Here is a 23,803-nt window from a genome sequence, read left to right on the forward strand (position 1 = left end):
CATCCAGCCGATATGACCAAAGCCGTCAGGGTCGCGCAAGGTGGCGCGGATGGCCCCCGGATTCAAGGGATCGGAGGCAGTTCCCCACGATTTACCGTCCAAAACGAAGGCCGCCGCCCAGACATGGCCGGGGCGGCGGGAGAATGGCAGGAGCGCCTTAGGCGTTTATTCCTGAAGCTGGCGCTTCAGCGACTCCACTTCGTCCGACAGGGCCGTATCCCTGGAGACCAGGGCCTCGATCTTGCGCACGGCGTGCAGCACCGTGGTGTGGTCGCGCCCGCCGAAGCGGCGGCCGATCTCGGGGAGCGAGCGCAGGGTCAGCGTCTTGGCGAGATACATCGCCACCTGGCGCGGGCGGACCACGTTGGCGGTGCGCCGCGAGGAGAGGAGGTCGGAGCGGCTGACATTGTATTGCCGCGCCACCACCCGCTGGATGTCCTCGATCTTGATCCGCTTCGGCTCCTGCGGCCGGACCAGGTCGCGCACCTCGTGCTCGGCCATTTCCAGCGTCACCGGCCGGTTGTTGAGTTTCGAGTGCGCGAGCAGGCGGTTGATCGCGCCTTCGAGGTCGCGGCCGTTATGGGTGATGGTGCGCGCCAGATAATGCAACACCTCCTCGGGCACCTCGAACGTCGCATGGTGGGCGCGGGCCGCCGCGACGCGCGACTTGAGAATGCCGTGGCGCAGCTCCTCGCCGAGCGAGCCCATCTCGACCACGAGGCCGCCGGCGAGCCGCGAGCGGACGCGGTCATCGAGGCTTTCGAGATCGGACGGCGGCCGGTCGGCCGCGACCACGACCTGGCGGCCGGCGTCGATCAGCGCGTTCAGCGTGTGGCAGAACTCGGCCTGGGTCGACTTGCCTTGCAGGAACTGGAGATCGTCGATGACCAGCACGTCGATGCCGCGCAGCGCTTCCTTGAAGGCCAGAGCCGTTTGCGTCTTCAGCGCGGCGACGAAGCCGTACATGAATTTTTCCGCCGTGAGATACAGCACCTTGCGCTCGTTACCGGAATTGCCGGCCCAGGTCACCGCCTGGAGCAGGTGCGTCTTGCCGAGCCCGACACCGGCATGGATGTAAAGCGGGTTGAACATCACGGGATCGCCGCGGCGCCCTTCGGCAACCTGGCGCGCGGCGGCAAGCGCCAGCGTGTTGGAGCGGCCGACGACGAAGCTCGCAAAGGTCAGGCGCGGATCGAGCGGCGAGCCGCCGAGCGCGTCGTGATTGGCCGAGACCGGCGCGGTTGCGGTCGAGCGCAGCTCCGCCGTCGGCGTGCGTCGCGTTTCGACCGGCGCCGGGGCTTCCTTCTGCACGACCGGGCGCACGGCCGAACGCACCGTGAGGTCGATACGATGCACTTCCGGCATCTCGGCCTGCCAGCACGACAGCACGCGCTCGGCATAATGGGCCTGGATCCAGCTTTTCAGGAAGCGGGTCGGGACTGAGAGCCGCACGCTCTCCTCCTGCACACCTTCCAGATCCATGCGTGCAAACCAGCTCGTGTAAACGTCCTCGCCAACGCTCGAGCGCAGCCGACCCTTCACGCGTGACCAGCGATCCTGTTCCATTGTCATCATCAGAAAACTTCTCTTGAGAGATATAGTTGCGTTGTGAGCGCCATGCAGGGTTTCCTGCAGGACCCCTTGAGCAGGGCCCTCGGAATGGCGCGACCTCAAAGCGAGTCCATCATCAGGCATGGCTCGACCGTCCGGCGGGAACGCCGCGTCAGATCAGCGATGTCGGAGATGGAGGGTTCGCGAGGTCAGCGCGTACTCGGCGCTCCGCCACACGCGGGAGGCTGGAGAACTGACGGATCCGGGACGGCATCGTTGGAATGCGAAACGTATTTCAATACCGCGTTGAGTCCGAAAGACATGATACCTCCCCATCCTGCCGTGATCGCTCACGGCAAGGTCCTGCGTGTCTTGACGACAGCCGCACCGTACTCCTGCGCGGATGCCTGCCCGTGTACTTGTCGTCTGCTCGACTTCGCCGCCTTGCGTGCCGGGGTAGCTTTGCGATGTCTCTCATATGCGCTTGGCACGAGGCGGGAAGATCCCGCTTGGAGACATTCAGACAAAGAGCTACCATTCCCACATTGCTATGGGTTGTGAACCGACATCGCTTGTTGAAGCGTCGCCTACGTGCACACCGCCGCCGATTTGCACGCTCGCCCCGTTTCCTAAACCGCGCTGGTCTGAAGATCGTGGGCGCCGCTGACGACCTAAGGAATACACTAAGCGGAAAGACTCGCAACGAATTGATTCACACTTGAGCCACCAAAAAAACTTGACGTCGGTTAACGCCGCACGCGACTTGTGCACAGGCTCCGGAGCAAGTTTTTGGATTCGTGCACAGAATCGAAAACGCCACACCTCATGTGACAATTCTCAGCCACCGCCGAAATTTTTTAACAAATTCGTCACGCACCCCGACGCGCGGGTGAATTTTCCAAACGCTTGCGATCGCTATGTCGATAAGTGATTAGCGAGACATCGTTTTTTGAGTCTCATTTCACAGGGTAACTCCCAAGCGACGTGCATTCCTGTGAATCTACGGTGTGTAGAACTTCGGTCGTCCGCGGTGTTCAATTCGAGCGCGCAGCGCAGGGGTTTTTGCAACGCGGTGAAAGTTTCCGCTGTTGCAAAAACATCGGCAGGTAGAACTACGGAACGAAGCATGGCGCAGGCGGAGCAAACCTTCCAATCGAAGATCGACTGCGGCGCGACTCGCCCGTGAAGATGACAGGCAACAAAAAAGCCCGGCGCGATGCCGGGCTGTTTGACGCGTGCGATGCTCGATCGATCAATCGACCGATCGGTCCGCCATTACCTGGCGAGCTTACTTTGCGAGCTTGGCGATCTGCGCGGTGAGCCGCGAGACTTTGCGGCTGGCATTGTTCTTGTGAATGATGTTGCGCTGGGCGGCACGCATCAAAGCGGGCTCGGCATTCGCCAGCGCCTTCGCGGCAGCGGCGCGGTCGCCGGTCGCGATGGCTTCTTCGACGGTGCGCACGGCGCCGCGCATCTGGGTGCGGCGCGACTTGTTGACGGCGGTGCGGCGGGCGATCTTGCGCGTCGCTTTCTTGGCGGAAGTTGTATTGGCCATGGTCTCAATATCCTTTGCGGGTACCGGTCGCGTCTTGGTCGGGTAGCGCCGGCTTGCTTGACCGCGTAATCGACGCTCGGATTTAGGGTGTTCGGTTGCTGGGCTGTCCCCGGAACATGAGGCCTCAAAGAGCCTCTCAGCTCGAGGAGCCTGCAACTGCTCAAAGAACAGCGGCGGCAGGATTGCGCCCGCCGCCAGTTGGCGCCCTTATAGAGAGGGTCTTGCGCACCGTCAACGCTTTCCGGGCTGGAAAAGCGGCCCCCGGGACGCTCGAGGGAGCACGGTAACGCCCTGAAGAGGTTGAATTTCTGCCGTCTCCCGGCTATTGGCAGGCGGCGTTTTGTCGGGTCCTCCGATCGGACGACCATATAAGGTGGGGCATGATCCGCGGCTTTTTTCGACTGATTGGGCTGTTGCTGCTCGCCGGCGGGTTCATCTTCATGGTCTATGACGGCGCCCGCTGGGTGGCCGACCAGACCCTGCGGTTCACCCGCTTCGGCCAGTTCTGGAACGACATCAATCAGGCCAGCCAATCGGCCTTCCGCACCTGGGTCGAGGCCAAGGCGCCCTGGCTCTGGACCTCGGTGATCCGCCTGCTGCTGGATCAGCCGGTCTTTGCCGTCCTCGGCATTCTCGGCATTCTGCTGATGATCCTGTTCCGCCCGCGGAAACCGCTGATCGGCTATTCCCGGGATTGATCTCCAATCCAGCCGGAATTGAGCTTTCAATTCCCGCCGGGATTGAGCGCTGCCGGGCGCGCGACGTAACAACGCTGCCGACGCTCACGTAGAACCCTATATTCCCATCTGATCGCGAGCACGCCGCGTGAGCATCTGGCTCAGGCGACGACAGCTCGCTTGCGGAGATCCAATCATGCTGTTCATGCGCAAGACCACCGCATTGCCGAGCGCAGCTGAGGCGCTGCCCGGCCGTGCGCAGGCCATTCCGACCGCGACCAGCCATTTCGTCAACGGCAGCAAGCTCAAGCCGCCTTATCCCGCCGGCCTCGAGCAGGCCGTGTTCGGGCTCGGCTGCTTCTGGGGCGCCGAGCGCAAATTCTGGGAGCTCGGCGATGGCATCACGACGACCGCTGTCGGCTATGCCGGCGGCCACACGCCGAACCCGACCTATGAGGAGACCTGTTCGGGGCGCACCGGCCACACCGAAGTGGTGCTGGTCGTGTTCGATCCGACCAAGATCTCCTACGCGAGGCTCCTGAAGACGTTCTGGGAAAGCCACAACCCGACGCAAGGCATGCGTCAGGGTAACGATGTCGGCACGCAGTACCGAAGCGCGATCTACACCTACTCCGATGCGCAGAAGAAAGCGGCTGACGAGTCGAAGGCGCTGTATCAGAAGGCGCTCGCAGCCAGGGGCCTCGGTGCCATCACCACCGAGATCGCGCCGGCACGCGAATTCTATTTCGCCGAGGATTACCATCAGCAATATCTGGCGAAGAATCCCGCCGGCTATTGCGGCCTCGGCGGCACCGGCGTGTCCTGCCCGATCGGCATCGGTGTGAGCGCGTAAGTGTAAGTCGCCGAAGCGTGCTGCACTTAAGTCTCCCCTGGAGGCAGGGCTATCGCATATGGGAGCGCTTTTCTCTGTGGCCATCCTTCGAGACGCCCGCGTTGGCGGGCGCTCAGGATGAGGACCGAGTGTCTGGCAGCAGTTCCAACGGGCTCGGTGCCGCTTAGCCTCATCGTGAGGAGACCGCGAAACGGTCGTCTCGAACGACGAGGCGCGCGCTCAGCTCGTGACAAATACCAAATGCGATAGTCCTGCCCTCCAAGGGAGGGTAAACGCCGCTCAACGCTTTATTAACCATAATCGGTGCATCACTGGAGCCGTCTCGTTTCGAGGGATAGGTCCGGTGCCGGTTGCACGCGCGTTTCGATGGTCGAACTTGGCGTCTTTGGCAGCGTCCGCCGCGCTGACCCTTGGCGGCTGCATGCAGACCGCCGGCCCTGTCGCGGTGATGCAGCCGCGCGCCGATCTCGACTCCATGGCCTATGGCCAGCCCTACGGCGCGCCGCAGCCGGTCGTCGTCGCCAGTAGCGGTGGCGGCGCCATCGCGGCTCTCAGCAATTCCTTTGCCGCTTCGCCTGCACCCATGCCGGTCGGCTACGCCGCGCCGATGGCGGCTCCGATGCGCTATGACGCCTCCTACCATCTCGATGCCGGCGACAAGCTCCGCGTCGTGGTCTACGGCCAGGAAGGCCTCACCAACAGTTACGCCATCGATGCCGGCGGCTCCATCACCATGCCGCTGATCGGCGCGGTGCCGGCACGCGGCCGCACCACGGCCGGTCTTGCCGGCGAGATCGCCGCGCGCCTGCGCAACGGCTATATCCGCGAACCCTCGGTCGCCGTGGAGATCGAGGCCTATCGCCCGTTCTTCATTCTCGGCGAAGTCACGGCGCCCGGCCAGTATCCCTACGTGCCGAACATGACCGTCGAAAGCGCGGTCGCGATCGCCGGCGGCTTCTCGCCGCGGGCCAAGCGCGACGTGGTCACCGTCACGCACACCGAGAATGGCGGCTCCATGCGCGCCATAGTGCCGCTCGGCACCCCCTTGAACCCCGGCGACACCGTGTTCGTCGGCGAGCGCTGGTTCTGACGAAGTACGACGTACTTCGTCATTCCGGGACGGTGCTGGCACCAGACCTGGAATCTCGGGATTCCGGGTCTGCACCGCTTCGTGGCGCATCCCGGAATGACGATGGAGACAGACGCGCTACTTCGCCAAATGCTTCGCGAAAAACGCCATGCTGCGCGGCCAGGCGATGTCGGCGCTGGCCTTGTCGTAGCTCGCCCGCTCGTCGCAATGGAAGCCGTGCTGGGCGCCCGGATAGACGAAGACCTCCAAATCCGGCCGTTTCGCCTTGATGGTCTCCACGTCGGTCAAGGGGATGCCGGCGTCCTTCTCGCCGAAATGCAGCTGCGTCGGCACTTTGGGCGTCTCGTCGGCAAAGCGCACGACCGCGCCGCCGTAATAGCCGATCGCGGCTGCCAGGCCGGTCAATCGTGTCGCCGCGAGGAAGGCGATGCTGCCCCCCAAGCAAAAGCCGATGATGCCGACCGGGCCCACGCTCTTGACTATATCGATCGCCGCCTGCGTGTCGCGCAGCATCGCCGCCCAATCCGGGTTGGCAACGAATTTGCGCGCCTCCGCGATCTCGTCAGGCGAATAGCCCGACTGGAAGCCCGGCGCGGTGCGGTCGAAGATCGACGGCGCGATCGCGACATAGCCTTCGCCGGCGAGGCGATCGCAAACCGAGCGGATGTGGTGATTGACGCCAAAGATCTCCTGGATCACCACCACCGCGCCCTGCGGCGCGCCCGAGGGATCGGCGCGATAGGCGCCAAACTGGAAATTGTCGGACGCCGTCAATTTGATGTCTTGTCCCACGCGGGTTGCCCTTCTTGGTTGTTACGAATTCTAATCTCCCCTCATCCTGAGGAGCGCGCCCTTGCGCGCGTCTCGAAGGATAGAGGCCCATGACGCTTCAGCCGGGCCTGCATGGTTCGAGACGCGGCTACGCCGCTCCTCACCATGAGGAGATAAACCTACTCCCACATCCAGTTCTCGCCGTAATCCTCTTTCCATCCTGCCAGCCGTCCGTGACGGAATTGCAGGAACAGGCGGTGGCGGTAGGGGATCAAGCGGCTGCCGCCGATGTTGCGCAGGGCGAGATAGATTTCGTTGCCGGGACCCCCGCGCACATATTGCAGCGGCTGCCCGAGGGCGCGGGCGGTCTGCTCGGCGTCCATGCCGAAGGCGAGCGGCGTGTTGTTCGACAAGGTTGCGACAAAGGGCTGGCGCGACGGCGTGGTGCCGAATGGTTCGGCCTGCGCAGATATCGACAGCAACATCGTGGCCGTAGCCAGCATCGCCCGCTTCATTGCCAACGTCCTTGCTTGATCGGCCTATACCGGCAAGTTCTTCAGGAAAGGCGCGACTGCGTCAACAAAAGCCTTGGGCTGATCGATGTTGACGGCGTGACCGGCCGCGGGGATCACGATCTTTTGTGCGCCGGGGATTTTTGCGGCCATGTAGTCGGACGCGGCGAGGAACGGCGTGTCGTCGGCGCCGACCACGATCAGACAGGGCACCTCGATGTTGGGGAGCAGCTCGATCACGCGGGCGTCGCGCTGGGTCAGCATGCCGCGTGCGGCGAGGGCCAGTCCCTTGGCGTTGCGATGACTGGCGGCGGCGCGCTCACGCGTTGCCGATTTCAGGACGTCGAGGCCTTCGCGGTCGAGCCTGTCGGCGGTGGCCAGTGCACGCGCATTCCAGGCCTCGCGCGCATCGTCCTTCTTGAAGCCCGGGCCGGTGTCGATGATCAGCAGCGCGCGGATCCGTTTTGGATGCGCGCGAGCGAAGGCGAGAGACATGTAGCCCCCGAGCGACAGTCCGCCGATGATGACGCGGTCGGCGCCGACGGCATCGAGGATCGCCGCCATGTCGCCGACCGTGAGCGCTTCGCTGTAGGCGGCGGGATCGTCGGGATAGTCAGACTGGCCGTGGCCGCGCATGTCCCACAGGATCAGCTTGTGGTCCTTTGCCAGCGCATCCACCTGCCCATGCCACATCGCCGAGGTCGAGGAATAGCCATGGGTCAGCAGCAGCGGCGGCCCCTCGCCGTGAACCTCGTAGTAGATACTGACGCCGTCCCGATCGATCCTTGGCATAGTGTCCGCCCTAACTTTTTTATCTCACCGCGGCACCTTCTCCCGCAAGGGAAGAAGGCACACCTGGCCCGCAGCTCCTCACCCTAGCCTGCCGAGTTACCTGGAAGAAACTGCCTCAGCGCGATGGCACACATGTGGGGCGCGCACCTGTTGCGTCCAGTCGCTACGTCGGGGCCGTTGGCGCGGCGCACAACGAGCAGGTGCAGAGGTGGTCTGTTTCGACTCGTTCCAAATTGCATTTGCCACGGCACGCGAACCCGATCATGCTTGCGGCCAAGGCTGGCGCCGGCCCGGTGGGCGTCCGTCATTGAAGTTGCCGCCGTAAGCGGCTTCACGCACCGGCAGGGGAAGACGCCTATGCCAACTCTCACCATCAACGGACGGAGTATGTCCGTGGATGCGGCGAACGATTCGCCGCTCCTCTGGGCAATCCGCGAGCAATTGCAGATGACCGGCACCAAATTCGGCTGCGGTGCCGGGCTTTGCGGTGCCTGTACCGTTCACGTCAACGGTGAAGCCGTGCGCTCGTGCCAGACCATGGTCGGCGATGTCGCCGGCAAGAAGATCACGACCATCGAAGGCCTCTCCGCCAAGGGCGATCATCCCCTGCAGAAGGCGTGGGTCGCCGAGCAGGTGCCGCAATGCGGCTATTGCCAGTCCGGGCAGATCATGCAGGCAGCCTCGCTGCTGTCGAAAAATCCCAATCCGTCCAAGGAAGAAGTGGTCGCGCATATGGACGGCAATCTCTGCCGCTGCATGACCTATTCGCGGATTCAGAAAGCGATCATGCGCGCCGCATCCGAGATGCGCACCGCATCGGCCACCTCCAACGAACGGAGGCCCACATGAACCGGCACGTGAAAAACGTCACGCCTGAGACGACCGATCTCAGCCGCCGTTCCTTCCTCGTCGGCAGCGCCGCGGCCGGCCTCGTGCTGGGCTACGCCGGCCTCCCCGGCATCGGCGAAGCGCTCGCTGCGCCCTCGAATTTCGAGCCGAGCGTCTGGTACGCGATCGCGCCCGATGGCCTGGTCACCGTGACCTGCGGCAAGGCCGACATGGGCCAGCACATCGCCTCCACCATGGCGCAGATCGTTGCCGAGGAACTCGGCGCGAAATGGAGCGACATGCGGGTCAATCTCGCCTCCAACGATCCGAAGTTCAACGATCCCGTTTTGGGCGCGCAGATCACCGGCGGCAGCTGGTCGACGATGATGAACTTCGAGGCGATGAGCCGCGCGGGCGCTGCCGGCCGCATGGCACTGACGGAAGGCGCGGCCGCCGCGATGGGCGTGCCGGCCGCGGAGCTCGTGGTGCGCGATTCCATGATCGTGCATCCGAAGTCGAAGAAGCAGATGTCGTTCGCCGACATCGTCAAGAGCGGCAAGGCGACCAAGACCTTCACGCCGGACGAGCTGAAGGCGATCAAGCTGAAGACGCCGGATCAGTACACCATGATCGGCGTCTCGGTCCCGCAGCTCGACATCCCCTCCAAGACCAACGGCACGGCGAAGTACGGCATCGACGTGATGCTGCCAGGCATGGCCTATGGCGCGGTGGTTACCCCGCCGGTGCGCTTCGGCGCGACGGTGAAATCGGTCGACGACAGCGCGGCGAAGAAGGTGCCGGGCTTCATCAAGGCCGTCACCCTCGACGATAAAACCGGAACGACGTCCGGCTGGGTCGTCGCGGTGGCCGGCACCTATGCCAACGCCAAGAAGGCGGCGCAGGCGCTCAAGATCGCCTATGACGGCGGTCCGAACGCGAAGGTGTCGAGCGAATCGTTGCTCGAGGAGGCCAAGCGGCTTCAGAAGCTGGAGGATTCCGGTCAGTTCTTCGTCAAGGACGGCGATCCCGCAGCGGCGTTCGGCTCGGCCGCAAGGGTGGTGGAGGCCGAGTACACCACCAGCATCAACATCCACGCGCCGCTGGAGCCGATGAATGCTACTGCGGAGTTCAAGGGCGACATCCTGCACATCTATTCCGGCAACCAGTTTGCGACGCGCTCCGGAGCGATTGCGGCAGGCGCAGCCGGGATCGATCCGAAGTTCGTGGTCATGCACCAGATGTGGCTGGGCGGCGGCTTCGGCCGGCGTCTCGATGCCGACATGATGATTCCGGCGGTGCAGGCGGCGAAGGCGATCGGCAAGCCGGTGAAGGTGATCTACACGCGCGAGAACGACATGACGATGGATTTCTCGCGTCCGCTCACCTACCAGAAAGTGAAGGCCGGCGTAGACGGCGACGGCAAGCTGGTCGCGCTCAGCCACGACGTGGTCTCGGCCTGGCCAACTCAGCGCTGGGGAATCCCCGACTTCCTGACGCCCTCGGTCGACAAGAAGGGGCCGCTCGATAGCTTCACGGTGAATGGCGCCGACTTCTTCTACACCGTGCCCAACCACTATGTGCGCGCGATCAAGAACGAGATGGCGCACAACGCCACGCCGTCCGGCCAGCTCCGCTCGGTGGCGCCGGGCTGGACCTTCTGGGCGGTCGAAAGCATGATCGACGAGATCGCGGCTGCCACGGGCAAGGATCCCGCGCAGTTCCGCATCTCGCTGCTCGACGGCGCCGGCAAGAACGACGGCGGCGCGCAGCGGCTGCGCAACACGCTGCTGGCCGCGATGGGACTGTCGGGCTACGGCTCCAGGCAATTGCCGAAAGGCGAGGGCATGGGCGTTGCCTGCGTGTCGTCGCAGGAGCGTGCGACCGCGAGCTGGACGGCGTGCGTCGCCCATGTCGCGGTGGCGCCATCGGGCGAGGTGACCGTGAAGAAGCTCACGGTGGCAACCGACGTCGGCACCCAGGTGCATCCTGACAACATCCGTGCCCAGGTCGAGGGCGCGGCGCTGTGGGGCCTGTCGCTGGCGATGTACGAGAAGGCAACGTTGAAGGACGGTGGCATCGAGCAGACCAATTTCGATAGCTACACGCCCTTGCGGATGAGCCAGATGCCCGAGGTCGCGATTGCCGTGATCGCAAATGGCGAGAAGGCCACCGGCGTCGGCGAGCCCGCGGTGACGGTGGTCGCCCCCGCCATCGGCAACGCCATCTTCAAGGCGAGCGGCGCCCGCGTGCGGGCACTGCCGATCACGGCGGAGGCCGTGAAGGCGAGCATGAAGGCGTAAGGCTGGTTACGATTGTGACCTGACATGATCCGCCGGGGGGGCAGCCTCCGGCGGATTTGTTTTGTCCATGGTACACCGCCTCCACGATCTCGCTGTCATGCCTCGCGAAAGCGGGGGCATACAGCACGCCGCGGCTCCTCGGTCCCAGCCGCGCCGTTTCGGCGTATTGGGCCGCCCGGTCGAGCCGGGCGACGACAGCGGAGCGTGGGGCGAGAGCGCCCGAAATTTCCCTTATCCATCAATGGCCCGTCTACTGTGCATGGGGTTGTTTTTGCGGTTTTGGTCCGGAGCCCCCCGGAACCCAAAATCCCTAAAATTGCAACTGATCCCCCAAGGTTCCATTGAGCACGCCTCTTAAGGGCCAGAGAACCTGATCCGGCTTAGTCTGCCGCCAAATCCAGTCCCATGTTTTGGGGAAGTCATGAACGCGCTAGCTAAAACCGCCGCCAAACGCCGGCTTCTGCTCGCCTCCGACCGGAGCGACGAGAGCACCGAGCTTGCCAGCATTTTGAAAACAGTCGGCGAGGTCTCGACGGTGTCGACCGAGGCAATTCCCGCTCAGCCGGCGCGCGATCTCTCCGGCCTCGTGGTCGACATCAACCTGCGCTCGCCCGAAAGCGTGCAGCGGGTGCGCAACAAGCTGCGCGGCGATGCGTATCGGTCGATGCCGCGGCTGTTCGTGCTCGCCGACGCCCTGCATCACGGCACCATGCAGGCGTGGGCGCTCGGCGCCACTGACACGATCTCGCGGCCGCTTCAGGCCGATGCCATTCTTCAGCGCATCCGCGCCGCTTTCCCGGACACCGCCGCCTACGACGCGACCGATCGCGGCAAGACGCTCAACCGCGGGGTCGATGCGGCGCATGCGGTGCTGAAGAAGATGTTCGAGAAGCTTCCGCTCGGCGTGGCCCTGACCTTCGACGACGTCATCGCCGCGGAAACCAAGATCCTGAAGGCGATCAAGCACTCCTCGCTGCGCGAATGGCTCACCACGGTGGGCTGCCACCATGTCGGCAGCTATCGTCACTGCCTGTTCGTCACCGGCTTCGCCGTCGCCTTCGCGCAGCATCTCGGCATGCGCGAGGACGACCAGCGCCGCCTGACCCGCGCCGCGCTGCTGCACGACGTCGGCAAGGCCTTCGTTCCCTCCGCCCTGCTCGACAAGCCCGGCAAGCTCACCGACGAGGAGATGGCCGAGGTCCGCCAGCATCCGCGCCGCGGCTATGACGCGCTCGCGGCCCAAGGCGGCTTTCCGCCGGAGATGCTCGACGTCGTCTTGCATCACCATGAATTCCTCGACGGTTCCGGTTACCCCAACGGCCTGTCGTCGAACCAGATCAGCGACATCGTGCGGGTGACGACGATCGTCGACATCTACGCCGCGCTGGTCGAGAAACGCGCCTATCGCATGCCCTTCACGCATTCGCGCGCGTTCGCGATGATGGAAGGCATGGGCGGCAAACTCGACCAGCAGCTGCTGCAGGCCTTCCGCCCCGTGGCGTTGGGCTCGTTTTGATTTTTGAGGAGTCATTCCGGGACGTGCGAAGCGCGAACGCGGAATCTCGAGCTTGCGGGCTGGGTGCTTCGCATCGTCCCGGAACGACAGACAATTTACCCCACCATCTTCCTCAACTCCGCTTTCGCGACCTTCTCCAGCGTCGAACGCGGCATGTCGTCGACGAACCTGATCTCGCGCGGCACCTTGAAGTCCGCGAGGCCGGTACGGCAGGCGGCCATCACGCGATCATGCAGGTCGGGCGCAGCGCCCGCGACCCCGCCCTGCGGAATGATGAAGACGACAGGCACTTCGTCCAGCATCGGATGCGACTTCGCCACCACGGCGGCCTCGCGCACGCCTGATACGAGCGCGATGACCTGCTCGATCTCGGAAGCCGCGACGTTCTCGCCGCCGACCTTCAGCATATCCTTGGCACGGTCGCCGAACTTGATGTAGCCGTTCGCGAGACGCTCGACGCGGTCGCCGGTAAGAAAGAAGCCGCGCTCGTCAAAGCTCTCGCGCGTCGCTTTCTCGTTGTGCAGATATTCGGCGAACAGCGACAGGCCGGGGATGCCCTTGATCGCGAGATTGCCGGTGCCGCCGACTTCCGTCGGCCGGCCGTCGTCGTCGGTGATGCGGATCTGATATTCGCTCGCGGCGCGGCCGATCGACATCGGGATGTTGGGCTGGTCGACCTCGCCGATGATGCCGTGGGTGATGGTCTCGGTCATGCCCCACCAGCCGATCACCTTGACGCCGAAGGCGGCAAAGGCGGGCGGCTCGTTGATCGCCGAGCCCCACAGGCGAAACTTATGATCTTTCGGAACCTCCTGCTCGAGCAGTGCCTTCATGCAGAACGGAATCGTCGAGGTCCAGGTCGCGCCGTGCTCGCGCGCGACGCCCCAGAACCGGCTCGCGGAAAACCGCGGCTGGATCACGCAGGTGGCGCCGACCCACAGCGTCGCCAGCATGGAATAGGCGAGCGCGTTAGTGTGGAACAGCGGCAGATAGGCCTGGTGAACGTCGGCGGCGTGCAGGTCCTCGTGCGCGGCGTTGATCTTGGCGCCCCACAATGCGTTTGCATGGGTCCATAGCACCGCCTTGGGACGCGACGTCGTGCCGGAGGTGTATTGCACGCTGCACGGCGCGAGCGGATCGGTCCCGCGTTTCGGACGATCGGCGCTGTCGGCGAATAGCGATTCAAAGCTGTCGCCGCGCGAAACGCCCAGCGTAGGTGCGGTGCCCGCATCATGCGAGGTCACCGCCATCCAGCGGATGTTGCGGCAGTTCTGCGCGACGATCTCCGCATAGGCCGGCTGCGTGATCGCGGCGACTGCGCCGCAATGATCCGCGAAATACGCGATCTCGGCCGGCGCCGAGCGCGTGTTGGTGGTGACCGCGATGGCGCCGAGTTCGACGCAGGCAAACCAGGCCAGCATCGCCTCGATGCAATTGTCCAGATGAATGAGCACATATTCGCCGGGCTTGATGCCGCGTTGCGCCAGCCCCGCCGCGAGCGCGCCGACCCGCTCGTGAAATTCGCCATAGCTCCAGCGCCGCGCCGGCGCATCGAACGGCGCCCAGATCAAGAATGGATGCGAGCTGCGCACCTCGGCCCGCATCCTCAAGAGCCAGGGCACGTCAAGTCCGTCGAATGGGCCGACGATTCCGGCTGCGGTCTGTTGAACAGGCATGTGTCCCTCCCCGTGCAGCCCGCATCTTGCTGGCGGCTGCGTTTTTTTTATTGCGTCTTCCTGCTCTCTCCGCCGTCATTGCGAGCGCAGCGAAGCAATCCAGAATCCCTCCCCGGGGACAATCTGGATTGCTTCGTCGCAAGGGCGCCTCGCAAGGACGGCGCGTGGGGCAGGCCGCTTGGCCTTACCGGCCGCCGTCCTCATACGACGAAATCTCGATCAAACTGCCATCCGGATCCCGGCAGTAGACCGAGCGCAGCGTGCCGCGTGCGCCCTGCCTGGGAACCGGGCCTTCCTCGATCTTGACGCCGTGTGCCTGCAGATGCGCCACCACCTCGTCGGGCGCAGCAGAGGTGAGGAAGCAGAGATCCTCGCTGCCGGCGGTCTGGTGGTCCGCGGTGAACCACTCCACCTTGTCGGCATCGCGCGGCCGGACGTTGATCTTCTGGTTACCAAAGACGAGTGACGTCCGCGGCGCTTTGCCGCCGCCGGGATCGAACACCTTGACTTCCATGCCGAGAATCCTGCGGTACCAGTCCGCGGTTGCCGCGACGTCGGCGACATTGATCACGAGATGATCGAGGGCCTCGACCTTGACCGGCATGCCTTATCCTTTCGTCGTGATGCGCCCCGCGCACTTTCCGCCTGCGGCAAGCTTTGTTACAACCGTGTCGACGCCACTTTCAAGCTATCCGGCTTCAAGAACAACACGTTGGGAGAACCCTTGAGATGATCACTCGCCGTACCGCGCTGGGCCTGCTCGCCGCCACTCCGCTTGCAGCCACCCCGCTGTCGAAGGCTCTTGCTGCCGATTATCCGGCCCGGCCGGTAAAATGGGTGGTCGGTTATCCGCCCGGCGGGGCCACGGACATCCTGGCGCGGCTGATCGGCCAGCGGTTGTCGGAACGGCTCGGCCAGCAATTCGTGATCGAGAACAAGCCGGGTGCCGGCAATAATATCGCCACCGAATCGGTCATCAATGCCGAGCCCGACGGCTACACGCTGCAGCTGGTCAATCCGGCCAACTACATCAACGCCTCGCTGTACACCAATCTGAAGTTCAACTTCGTGCGGGACATCGCTCCCGTCGCCTCGTTCCAGCGCGTGCCGAACGTGATGACCGTCAACAAGGACGTGCCGGCCAAGAACGTCGCCGAGTTCATCGAATATGTGAAGGCCAATCCCGGCAAGGTGAACATGGCCTCGTCTGGCAACGGCACCTCGGTGCATCTGTCCGGTGAGATGTTCATGGCCATGACCGGCTGCAAGATGCAGCACGTGCCCTATCGCGGCGCGGCGCCCGCGATCACCGACATGCTGGCCGGCCAGGTGCAGGTGATCTTCGACAACATGCCTTCGATCATCCAGCACATCCGCTCCGGCTCGCTTCGCGCCATCGGCGTCACCACCACGGAACGCTCGCCGCAGCTGCCTGATATCCAGCCGATCGCCGACACCGTCAAGGGCTACGAGGCCAGCGCGCTGTTCGGCATGGGCGCGCCGAAGAATACGCCGAAGGAGATCATCGCCAAGCTCAACGCCGAGGTTAACGCGGTGATCAAAGAGCCCGATATGGCCAAGCGTCTGGTGGAGCTCGGCGGCGAGCCACGCGCGCAGACACCCGAGGCGTTCGGCGAGGAGATCAAGGCCGAGACCGAGAAGTGGAAGAAGGTCGTCGAATTCGCCGGCCTGAAGGTCGAGTAGCGATGTTGTGATTGTGAGGATAGGAGCCCTGCCGTCCGGCAGGGCTTTTTTCTTGCGTTCTTTGTTTCGTTGACCTGGAATAAAACGACGCCGCGAAACCTGATGAGAGATGGCGCTGAATCTCGTGCCAACCAGAGAGGAATTGGATCATGCGCAAGACGCAATTTGTGCTGCTGACGCTCGGCGCGACGGTTCTGGGCGGCATCGCCACCGTCACGCCGGCAGCCGCGCGCGACTATCCATGGTGCGCCCAGGGCGGCGACTATGATTATCCCGGCGAATGCACCTACAGCACCTATGAACAGTGCCAGGCCAGCGTGTCCGGCCGGCTGCTGTACTGCGATCGCAACCCTCGCTTCTCCTACGGCGAGGTGCAGCCGCAACCACGCCCGCAGCGGCGCGCGCGGCCGGTCGCGCCGTATTAGAGGAGCGATTTACCGCTTCGCGTCCGCCTGCTCCGTGCCGGTGCATGAGATCAGCATCGTGTAGGCGCGGGCGCTAGCGGCGATGTCGGTGGTCTTCAGGTCACCCTTGGGCTCTGCGGTCTGATAGCGCACCACGGAATTGTCGAGGAAGTCGCGCAGCGCGCCGGTCTTGATCGCGAAATTGATGTTCTCGGTCAGCTGCCCGGTCTCCTTGATCATCCTGAGCGCGTTGAGCTTGGCAACGACGACGCCTGCGACTTGGCCGGACATGTCGAACAAGGGGCCTCCACTGTTGCCCGCTTGAACTGCCGCGCTGATCTGCAAACGTCCCGTATGATTGCGAAAGCCGCTGAGTGAGCTGACGATCCCCGTCGTCACGGTCAGGTCAGAGCTGAGATAGCCGTGCAGCGGGAAGCCGATGGCCACCACGGAATCGCCGGAATGCATCGAGCGGTCGCGGATCTTCGCAAAATCCTTGAATGCTGTTGTCGCCGGCGCTTGCAGCAGCGCGAGATCATTTATCGCGTCGCTGGAGACGACCCGCAGCACCATCGCGGCCTCGCCGGCGAGATTGCCCTTGATATCTCCGGTGCAGCCCTCGATGACGTGGCTGTTGGTGACGATATGTCCGGTGGGGCTGACCACAAAGCCGGTGCCGGTGAAGGTCCCGGTTCGTCCCGGCTTGGCGGGAGGCGCAGCCTGCTTGTCGCCGGCGACTGGGGGCTTCGCTGCAACCTTGGTGAAGTCGCCAGCCTTGTCGAGGCCGTCGGCTTTCACCTTGCTCACGCAATTGGCCAATGCCGCGATGACCGGCCCGGTCGATGTCAGATCGAAATTCAGAACGGCGCGGCCGGCTGTCGCCACCATAAGGCTCGCCTTCTGAAACGTGCGCACGACATTGAGTGGCATGACGGCCGTGAGCATGTTGGACTGATATGCCGTAGCGTACAGCCTGGCTTGCTCCTGCCCGTCGAAGGTGACGTCGATCGCGGCGTTCTCGCCCGTGTTGAAGCGGTAGCTGGGACTCGCAAAGGCGAGCGACCAGGTGCCGGCGGCATTTTGGCTCACGACGAGGATGACGCCGTTCGAATAGGGCGTCGTCGCCGCGCAATGGGAGAAGGCGCCCGTCTCGTCGTTGCTGAAGGCGCCGCCGATCCAATTGCCGACATTGACGCTGCCGAATGGTCCTTTCGCATGCGCGATGCCGGCCATGCCCACTTGCAATAAAGACGCGACGATTAATGACTTAAGCCACATACCAGCCCCCGGAACGCTTTTGCATATCTTATCTGCGGGAGCTGGGGCTGCGCAACCGGCAGTTGTTCGCCCCGATGGCAATCCTCGCGATGGGCTTTCGGGCTTGCACTTACTTTGCAATCCTATATACTTTGCGGTACAAAGTAACGGGGCAGACAGCCCCGGCAAGCTTGGGAGCGGGGCTTGGCCTTGCCAATACGCGATCTCGACAAGGCACTGGCCGACATCGTGACGATCCGCAGCCAGATTGCGGCCGGCACGGCCTTTCGCGGTTACGGCCCGGCGACGATGGCCGCGACCGGCGCGGTTGCGCTGCTCACCGCGATCCTGCAATTCTGGCTGCTGGGCGATCCCACCAGTGAGCCGCTCGGCTTCTTCTTCGGCTGGTTCGTCGCCGCCGCGCTCTCCGGCCTGATGATCGGGATCGAAATGCGCGCGCGATCGCGCCGTCATCATTCGGGCCTGGCCGACGCCATGATCCACCAGGCGGTCGAGCAGTTCCTGCCCGCAGGCGTTGCCGGTGTGCTGCTCGCGGTGGTGATGTGGAAGTTCGCAAGCGAGACGCTGTGGCTGCTCCCGGGCCTGTGGCAGATCCTGGTGTCGCTCGGCATTTTTGCCTCCGTCCACTCGTTGCCGCGCACCGTCGCGTTCGCCGGCGCCTGGTATTTCGTGTCCGGCTTCGCCGTGGTGGTGCTTGCGAGCCAGACCCACACGCTGTCGCCATGGAGCATGGGCCTGCCCTTCGTGATCGGGCAGTCGATGATGGCGGGCATTCTGCATGTCGCATCAGGAGATCATGATGTCGAAGACTGACAGCGCACCCTTCTCTTACGAAGGACTGGACCGTGTGATCCACGAGAAGGCGAGGCTCGGGCTTCTGACCTCGCTGATAGCGCATCCAAAGGGGCTGGCATTCGCCGACCTCAAGCAACTGTGCGGGCTCACCGACGGCAATCTCAGCCGGCACCTTGCCGTGCTCCAGGAGGCCGGCCTCGTCGAGATGACCAAGGGCTACGAGGGCAACCGCCCCCACACCACTTGCCGCCTCACCAAGGCCGGTCGCCGCCGTTTCCTCGACTATCTCGCCGTGCTCGAGCGCCTGGTGCGCGACGCTGCGAAGGCCGCCGGCCGCGAGGCGCCGCCGCTCGGTCGTCTCGGTATCGCCTCGACCTGATCCTCCCCCTTTTTTGACCGGAGACTTTGCTATGCAAAGTGATCTTACGTCCCGCGGCGAGAAGCTTCATGTTGGCATCATCATGGACGGCAACGGACGATGGGCGACGCGGCGCGGCCTGTCGCGCGTGCGCGGCCATGAGGCGGGCGTCGAGACGATCCGCCGTATCGTCGAGGCCGCGCCCAAGCAGGGCATCGGCACGCTGACGCTCTACGCCTTCTCCACCGACAATTGGCGGCGGCCCAAGGCCGAGGTCGCCGCGTTGATGACCCTGCTGCGTTTCTATCTCGCCAATGAGGTGCAGAGCCTGGTCAAGAACGGTGTGCGCCTCACTGTGATCGGCCGCCGCGATCGCCTGCCGGAAGGCATTGCCACCGCGATTGCGCGCGCTGAGAAAGCCACCGCGCGAGGCAGCACGCTGCATCTGCGCATCGCGGTCGACTATTCCGCGCGCGACGCCATCCTCAATGCCGCGGCAAAGGCCGCCGCGCTCACCAGCATAACCCGCGAAGCCTTCTCACAGCTCGTCACCGGCGAAGCGGGCCTGCGCGACGTCGACCTCATCATTCGCACCTCCGGTGAAAAGCGGCTGTCGGACTTCCTGCTCTGGGAAGGCGCCTATGCCGAGTTGCACTTCACCGAGCGGATGTGGCCCGAGTTCGATGCGAGCGATTTGGCTGCCGCCCTGGCCTCCTTCCATGGTCGCGAGCGGCGCTTCGGCGGACTTCAGGCGATCATGCCAGAGGAGGTGCCGTCGCTCTCTCGTGTGTGACGCGCGGCACATGAAAGCGAGCTGTTCGTTTTCAGTCACATGATTGGCGGCAATGTCCAAGCGCCCGGTGCGCGGCTTCGGCTAGGTGTGCAAGTCCCAGCACCTGCCGAAAACATCACGCATGTCTGTCACGCGTCTGCGCGCTGTCGGTGGGCGAAAACCGCAGCGAGTAGCGGGCCGCCGATGAGCCCAGCCCGCGGACAGTTCGTGTGCATCTTGTGGCGATCTCGTGCCGCGAGCGCGGCGGATGTGGTGCGCGATCACGAAATACGTTTCGCAGGAACATTTGTGCGCAGCGCCTGTTCGGAGTTGAGCCAGGCGGACAAAGGCGCAGGGAACGCGCGCTCCCGTCGGGCCAATGAAACCGGTGACAGAAACGGAGCAGCTCATGAAGCTCACAACCGAACAGGTGAAGCAGACCGTCAGCCAACTCGGCGCTCAGGTGCTGCCCGACGAACATCCGGCCATGCCGCAGCTCAACAGCATGTTCGGCGAGCATACCTTCTTCGTCGACGAAATCGGTCTCAAGGTCCTCGAGCCGACGCCAACGCTCGGCGCCGATCGCGAGAGCGGCGAAGTCGTCAGTCTTGCCGATTGGGGCGATTCCGACCTGACGCGCCTGATGGCGCACGATCCCGAGCCGACCGGCGTGATCGTGGTGTTCGAGCACGTCAGGCATTGAACGGCCCGCGCGGCTCGACTTGGGTAGTGGCGGGTCTGACAAATCCCGCCGCCGCTGGTCGCGCACCTGCGATCGCTCTCTGCCGAGGCGGGACTTAGGCTTCGAGCGGAAGCTCGATTGCAACCTGAGTGCCTGGGCTCCTCTTGCTCTCTAGTCGCAAGCGCCCGTTGAGCGACGAGGTGACCAGATTGAACGCGATGTGCAGCCCTAGACCTGCATTGCCCTTCTCGCGACTTGTCGTCACGAACGGGTCGAAGATGTGCGCCTGCAAGTGGCCGGGAATTCCGACGCCGTCGTCGGCGCAGACGAGGCGAACCGATTTCGAGTCCGGTTGGCTGACGGTGATGACAAAGCGGCCGCCTGACTTGCCGGGGTAGGCGTGGCCGGCCGTATTGAGAGCGAGATTGCTGATCACCTGTGCCAGTGCTCCGGGATAGCTGTTGAGCGTGATCCCTGCAGGACATTCGACCTCGACCGTCAGGCCATGATGCGACAGCAACGGCCCCAGCTTGGACATCAACTCCGACAGCCAAACCTTCAGCTCGAAACGGCGCCGGTCCTCGTCGGCTTGATGCACCGCAACCTGTCTGAAGCTATGTACCATCTCGGATGCGCGGTGCAGATTGTCGAAGGTCAGGGTTAGCCCCTGCTTGAGCCTGTCGATGCCCTTGGTCAGATCGGATCGCCGGACCGCAGCGGCGCTCAAGGCGTCCGCCATCGTTTGCAGGTCGGCTTGCATGGTTGTCGAAGTCGTCAAAGCGAGCCCGAGGGGAGTGCTGACCTCGTGAGCGACGCCAGCCACCAACTGTCCGAGCGAGGCGAGCTTCTCTGCCTGAACGAGCTGCTCCTGGGTTGCGCGCAGGTCGCGCAGCGATTTCTCCGACCGCTCCTTTTCGCGTTGCAGTGCCTCGGATGTCCGGAACTGTCGCCGCGCCCGGTATTCGCGGGCGGCCACGGCATAGAGTGACAAGGCGTAAGCGTTGCCGACGAGAGAGTGATTGATGAAGCTCAAGCCCGCCGGCACCCCCTCCGCGAACGTTTCCGCGACCAGCAATGCCACCGACGAGAGCAGGCAGAAAATCACCAGCGAGCCGATCCGCAACGGCAGCATCGTCGAGACGAACAGGATGATCATCATCATGCCGGGCGCGGCAAAGGTGAACCCGGACGGTAAGACCAGATAGATGCTCGGCAGAATGCAGCCGGGAATGACGCAATAAACCAGGAATATCGTCTCGGCCCATGGCTTCATCCTTCGCCGCGACAGCAGCGCGGTCAGCGGCAGCAGGATAAACAGGGCGGTGCCACCGCGGATCGCGAGCGTGGTGGGAACCACTTCAGGATAGAGCACCCAATCCCAGAGCGTGTAGCCGGCATAGGTGGCCGCGCCGAGCAGCATCGCGATCTGCGTCCAGCCGAGGCTGCCTCGGACATATTGGTCGACAAACCTGCGCTCCTCGATGCGGTCTTCGAAGCGCAGTCCGAGGCGGATCAATAAGCTAAGCATTCCAGCGTCAATCACGAAAAATCATGCTTTGTGTCTCTACGACAGGTTTTGAGCCGCGTCGCGGATAAGATTGTCGCGTTCGGCCGGGGAGCCCGCCTGCCTCGTCAGATGCCCAGCGTCAGCTGTGGCTCCGGCTCGCCGCCAGCCTGGAGCGCGGACAGCGAGACGCCCAGCAGCCTGACGCGCTTGGGCAGCGGCATCTCGATCTCGAGCAGGCCGAGGGCCAGCCGCTCCAGATCGTCTCGCCTCGCAACCGGCGCCAGGACCGACCTGCTGCGCGTGATGATCTCGAAGTCGGCAAACTTGATCTTCACCGTGACGGTGCGGCCGCGATTGTCGGTCGCCTCGCAATGGCGCCAGATCTTGTCGACGAGGGGCCTGAGCTCGGCGGCCAGCGCGTCGAATGCGTCGAGGTCGGTCGAGAACGTGTTCTCCGCGCCGATCGACTTGCGAATTCGGTCGGCCCGGACCGGCCGCTCGTCGACGCCGCGTGAGATCCAGTAATAATAGGCGCCCGACTTGCCGAAATTCGCATTCATGAACTCCAGCGACTGATTGCGGATGTCGAGACCGGTGAACATGCCGAGCGCGTTCATCTTCGCGCTCGTCGCGGGGCCTATCCCGTGGAACTTGCCGACGGGCAGCATCTCGACGAAGGCGGGTCCCATTTCCGGCGAAATCACGAACTGACCGTTGGGCTTGCGATGATCGGAGGCGAGCTTGGCCAGAAACTTGTTGTAGGAGATGCCAGCCGACGCGTTGAGGCTCGTCTCGGCCTTGATCGTCTCGCGGATCCGCAGCGCGATGTCCCGCGCCAGCGGGATGCCTTGCAGGTTGTTGGTGACGTCCAGATACGCTTCGTCGAGCGACAACGGCTCGATGACGGGCGTGTGCTCGGCAAAGATCTCGCGGATCTGCCTGGAGATCGCCTTGTAGACCTCGAAGCGCGGCCTGACGAAGATCAGATCGGGGCATTGCCGCTTCGCCGTCACTGACGGCATGGCGGAGCGAACGCCGAATTTGCGGGCCTCATAGCTGGCGGCCGCGACGACGCCGCGCTCCGCGGAGCCCCCCACTGCAACCGGCTTCCCACGCAGCTCCGGATTGTCGCGCTGCTCCACCGACGCATAGAACGCATCCATGTCGATATGGATGATCTTGCGCACCGGCGAGGCCTCGCCGGCCACCATCTCGGAATCACTCATGGAAAGATGATATAGTTGAGCGAAGAGAAGCGCGAGGTGAGGGATGCTGCAGCTGTTGGTCTTCGTTGTGGGCGTGGTCGGCATCGGCTGGCTGATCGGCGCGGCCAATCTGCCGGGAGAATGGTATGCCGCACTTGCCAAGCCGGGCTTCGTTCCGCCGAACTGGGCGTTCCCGGTGGCCTGGACCATCCTTTACATCATGATCGCAATTGCAGGTTGGCTGACCTTTCGCCGTGAACCCAGGGGCAAGTCGATGCTGGCCTGGGCCGCGCAACTCGCTCTGAACTTTGCTTGGTCGGCGGTCATGTTCACGATGCACCAGATTGGGGCCGCACTCGCCATCCTCCTTGGCCTATTCGTCGCGATCGTGACCTACATCGGTCTTGAGATGTCACGAGACAGATTAGCCGCCGCATTGTTCGTGCCCTACGCAGCCTGGGTCGCCTTTGCCGGCGTACTCAATGCGGCGATCTGGCGTTTGAATTGAGACGTTTAGTCCAGAGCTGATCAAAGAGCAGTCTCAGGCTTGTGAGTGGAAAGCATGGTGAGGCGATCTAATATCAGCCTGCGAAGGACAGCCAATGCAATATAGCTCCGAGCTCATTCAGACGATGCGTCAGGCACTGGAGACCGTGATGGCGAGCGTACCGGCCGATCAGTCGGTATTCGGTCTGAAAGCGGCGGTCGCCGAATGCATCCTGAAGGCGGCCGCACACGGCCAGACGTCGTATGAGGGGCTGGTGACATCGGCGTCCAGTCAGATCCAGGCGATTGTCACGATGCTGACATAGGCGCCGATGTGAAAACGGCGACAAGGCTGGCGCACCCGACACGATTCGAACGTGTGACCTTTGCCTTCGGAGGGCAACGCTCTATCCAGCAACACGAAAAATCGCTGCAAAATCAATGGTACCGCAAAGGAGGCCGGGCCGCAACCCGCTGCTTCGCAGCCGGTG

Annotated in this window: 24 protein-coding genes; 14 read left to right on the plus strand and 10 right to left on the minus strand. The window is 63.7% G+C overall.

The window, feature by feature from the left end; genetic code table 11:
* Positions 1-165 precede the first annotated feature (165 nt).
* Positions 166-1,575, minus strand: a complete 1,410-nt coding sequence (gene dnaA, locus IVB28_RS00595; protein ID WP_247524134.1) for a chromosomal replication initiator protein DnaA — start codon at positions 1,573-1,575, stop codon at positions 166-168.
* A gap of 1,264 nt (positions 1,576-2,839) precedes the next feature.
* Positions 2,840-3,106 (minus strand): 30S ribosomal protein S20, encoded by a 267-nt coding sequence (gene rpsT / locus IVB28_RS00600; protein WP_212083530.1) that lies wholly within the window; start codon positions 3,104-3,106, stop codon positions 2,840-2,842.
* Positions 3,107-3,486: 380 nt separating this feature from the next.
* Here rpsT and IVB28_RS00605 point away from each other — a divergent pair, with 380 nt between their 5' ends.
* The 3 genes from IVB28_RS00605 (at position 3,487) to IVB28_RS00615 (ending at position 5,726) form a co-directional block, all read left to right on the plus strand.
* Positions 3,487-3,804, plus strand: coding sequence for a hypothetical protein (locus IVB28_RS00605; protein ID WP_028133689.1), 318 nt, complete (start codon positions 3,487-3,489; stop codon positions 3,802-3,804).
* 175 nt (positions 3,805-3,979) lie between these two features.
* Entirely contained in the window at positions 3,980-4,636 is a 657-nt protein-coding gene (gene msrA / locus IVB28_RS00610; RefSeq protein ID WP_247524135.1) for a peptide-methionine (S)-S-oxide reductase MsrA, read from the plus strand.
* Between the two features lie 343 nt (positions 4,637-4,979).
* On the plus strand, positions 4,980-5,726 hold the full coding sequence (locus IVB28_RS00615; protein ID WP_247524136.1) for a polysaccharide biosynthesis/export family protein: 747 nt from the start codon (positions 4,980-4,982) through the stop codon (positions 5,724-5,726).
* A gap of 117 nt (positions 5,727-5,843) precedes the next feature.
* On the opposite strand, the gene IVB28_RS00620 is transcribed toward IVB28_RS00615, so the two are convergent.
* From IVB28_RS00620 to IVB28_RS00630, 3 genes are all read right to left on the minus strand, one after another.
* Positions 5,844-6,518, minus strand: coding sequence for a dienelactone hydrolase family protein (locus IVB28_RS00620; protein ID WP_247524137.1), 675 nt, complete (start codon positions 6,516-6,518; stop codon positions 5,844-5,846).
* A gap of 158 nt (positions 6,519-6,676) precedes the next feature.
* A complete protein-coding gene (locus tag IVB28_RS00625) occupies positions 6,677-7,012 on the minus strand; it encodes a hypothetical protein (protein WP_247524138.1) in 336 nt (111 codons plus the stop codon).
* A 24-nt stretch (positions 7,013-7,036) separates the two neighbouring features.
* Positions 7,037-7,801: an alpha/beta fold hydrolase gene (locus IVB28_RS00630; protein WP_247524139.1), complete on the minus strand. Its 765-nt coding sequence runs from the start codon at positions 7,799-7,801 to the stop codon at positions 7,037-7,039.
* Between the two features lie 357 nt (positions 7,802-8,158).
* Between IVB28_RS00630 and IVB28_RS00635 the strand changes: the two genes are divergently transcribed.
* From IVB28_RS00635 to IVB28_RS00645, 3 genes are all read left to right on the plus strand, one after another.
* The gene (locus IVB28_RS00635) at positions 8,159-8,650 is read left to right on the plus strand and encodes a (2Fe-2S)-binding protein (protein WP_247524140.1); all 492 of its coding nucleotides are present in this window, start codon (positions 8,159-8,161) and stop codon (positions 8,648-8,650) included.
* On the plus strand, positions 8,647-10,929 hold the full coding sequence (locus IVB28_RS00640; RefSeq protein WP_247524141.1) for a molybdopterin cofactor-binding domain-containing protein: 2,283 nt from the start codon (positions 8,647-8,649) through the stop codon (positions 10,927-10,929). Before IVB28_RS00635 ends, IVB28_RS00640 begins: the two co-directional genes overlap by 4 nt.
* 421 nt (positions 10,930-11,350) lie before the next feature.
* Complete coding sequence (locus tag IVB28_RS00645; protein ID WP_247524142.1) at positions 11,351-12,445, plus strand: HD domain-containing phosphohydrolase; 1,095 nt, start codon at positions 11,351-11,353, stop codon at positions 12,443-12,445.
* A gap of 95 nt (positions 12,446-12,540) precedes the next feature.
* Here the strand turns inward: IVB28_RS00645 and IVB28_RS00650 are convergent, their stop codons facing one another.
* Together IVB28_RS00650 and IVB28_RS00655 are read right to left on the minus strand one after the other, a co-directional pair.
* On the minus strand, positions 12,541-14,121 hold the full coding sequence (locus tag IVB28_RS00650; RefSeq protein WP_247524143.1) for an AMP-binding protein: 1,581 nt from the start codon (positions 14,119-14,121) through the stop codon (positions 12,541-12,543).
* 184 nt (positions 14,122-14,305) lie between these two features.
* Entirely contained in the window at positions 14,306-14,725 is a 420-nt protein-coding gene (locus IVB28_RS00655; RefSeq protein WP_247524144.1) for a VOC family protein, read from the minus strand.
* 125 nt (positions 14,726-14,850) lie between these two features.
* Here IVB28_RS00655 and IVB28_RS00660 point away from each other — a divergent pair, with 125 nt between their 5' ends.
* Both IVB28_RS00660 and IVB28_RS00665 read left to right on the plus strand, forming a co-directional pair.
* Positions 14,851-15,825 carry a tripartite tricarboxylate transporter substrate binding protein gene (locus IVB28_RS00660; RefSeq protein WP_247524145.1) on the plus strand — a complete coding sequence of 325 codons (975 nt, stop codon included), beginning with the start codon at positions 14,851-14,853 and terminating at the stop codon, positions 15,823-15,825.
* Positions 15,826-15,974: 149 nt separating this feature from the next.
* Positions 15,975-16,250, plus strand: coding sequence for a DUF3551 domain-containing protein (locus IVB28_RS00665; protein ID WP_247524146.1), 276 nt, complete (start codon positions 15,975-15,977; stop codon positions 16,248-16,250).
* Between the two features lie 9 nt (positions 16,251-16,259).
* Here IVB28_RS00665 and IVB28_RS00670 read toward each other — a convergent pair whose 3' ends face one another.
* Positions 16,260-17,507 carry a serine protease gene (locus tag IVB28_RS00670; RefSeq protein ID WP_247524147.1) on the minus strand — a complete coding sequence of 416 codons (1,248 nt, stop codon included), beginning with the start codon at positions 17,505-17,507 and terminating at the stop codon, positions 16,260-16,262.
* A 195-nt stretch (positions 17,508-17,702) separates the two neighbouring features.
* Here IVB28_RS00670 and IVB28_RS00675 point away from each other — a divergent pair, with 195 nt between their 5' ends.
* The 4 genes from IVB28_RS00675 to IVB28_RS00690 all read left to right on the plus strand — a co-directional run bounded on the left by IVB28_RS00675 (position 17,703) and on the right by IVB28_RS00690 (position 20,135).
* Positions 17,703-18,320 (plus strand): hypothetical protein, encoded by a 618-nt coding sequence (locus IVB28_RS00675; protein WP_247525310.1) that lies wholly within the window; start codon positions 17,703-17,705, stop codon positions 18,318-18,320.
* Positions 18,307-18,681, plus strand: a complete 375-nt coding sequence (locus IVB28_RS00680) for a transcriptional regulator (protein WP_247524148.1) — start codon at positions 18,307-18,309, stop codon at positions 18,679-18,681. The genes IVB28_RS00675 and IVB28_RS00680 overlap by 14 nt, the downstream gene beginning before the upstream one ends.
* A 31-nt stretch (positions 18,682-18,712) precedes the next feature.
* On the plus strand, positions 18,713-19,453 hold the full coding sequence (locus IVB28_RS00685) for a di-trans,poly-cis-decaprenylcistransferase (RefSeq protein ID WP_247524149.1): 741 nt from the start codon (positions 18,713-18,715) through the stop codon (positions 19,451-19,453).
* A 388-nt stretch (positions 19,454-19,841) separates the two neighbouring features.
* Positions 19,842-20,135 (plus strand): hypothetical protein, encoded by a 294-nt coding sequence (locus IVB28_RS00690; protein WP_247524150.1) that lies wholly within the window; start codon positions 19,842-19,844, stop codon positions 20,133-20,135.
* 94 nt (positions 20,136-20,229) lie between these two features.
* Here the strand turns inward: IVB28_RS00690 and IVB28_RS00695 are convergent, their stop codons facing one another.
* Both IVB28_RS00695 and dinB read right to left on the minus strand, forming a co-directional pair.
* The gene (locus IVB28_RS00695; RefSeq protein ID WP_247525311.1) at positions 20,230-21,642 is read right to left on the minus strand and encodes a HAMP domain-containing sensor histidine kinase; all 1,413 of its coding nucleotides are present in this window, start codon (positions 21,640-21,642) and stop codon (positions 20,230-20,232) included.
* A 104-nt stretch (positions 21,643-21,746) separates the two neighbouring features.
* On the minus strand, positions 21,747-22,847 hold the full coding sequence (gene dinB, locus IVB28_RS00700) for a DNA polymerase IV (protein WP_247524151.1): 1,101 nt from the start codon (positions 22,845-22,847) through the stop codon (positions 21,747-21,749).
* 43 nt (positions 22,848-22,890) lie between these two features.
* On the opposite strand from dinB, the gene IVB28_RS00705 reads away from it, so the two are divergent.
* Complete coding sequence (locus IVB28_RS00705) at positions 22,891-23,334, plus strand: TspO/MBR family protein (RefSeq protein WP_247524152.1); 444 nt, start codon at positions 22,891-22,893, stop codon at positions 23,332-23,334.
* Positions 23,335-23,428: 94 nt separating this feature from the next.
* Positions 23,429-23,638, plus strand: a complete 210-nt coding sequence (locus tag IVB28_RS00710) for a hypothetical protein (protein WP_247524153.1) — start codon at positions 23,429-23,431, stop codon at positions 23,636-23,638.
* Positions 23,639-23,803 lie beyond the last annotated feature (165 nt).

Source organism: Bradyrhizobium sp. 199, assembly GCF_023073355.1.
Taxonomy (GTDB): Bacteria; Pseudomonadota; Alphaproteobacteria; order Rhizobiales; family Xanthobacteraceae; genus Bradyrhizobium.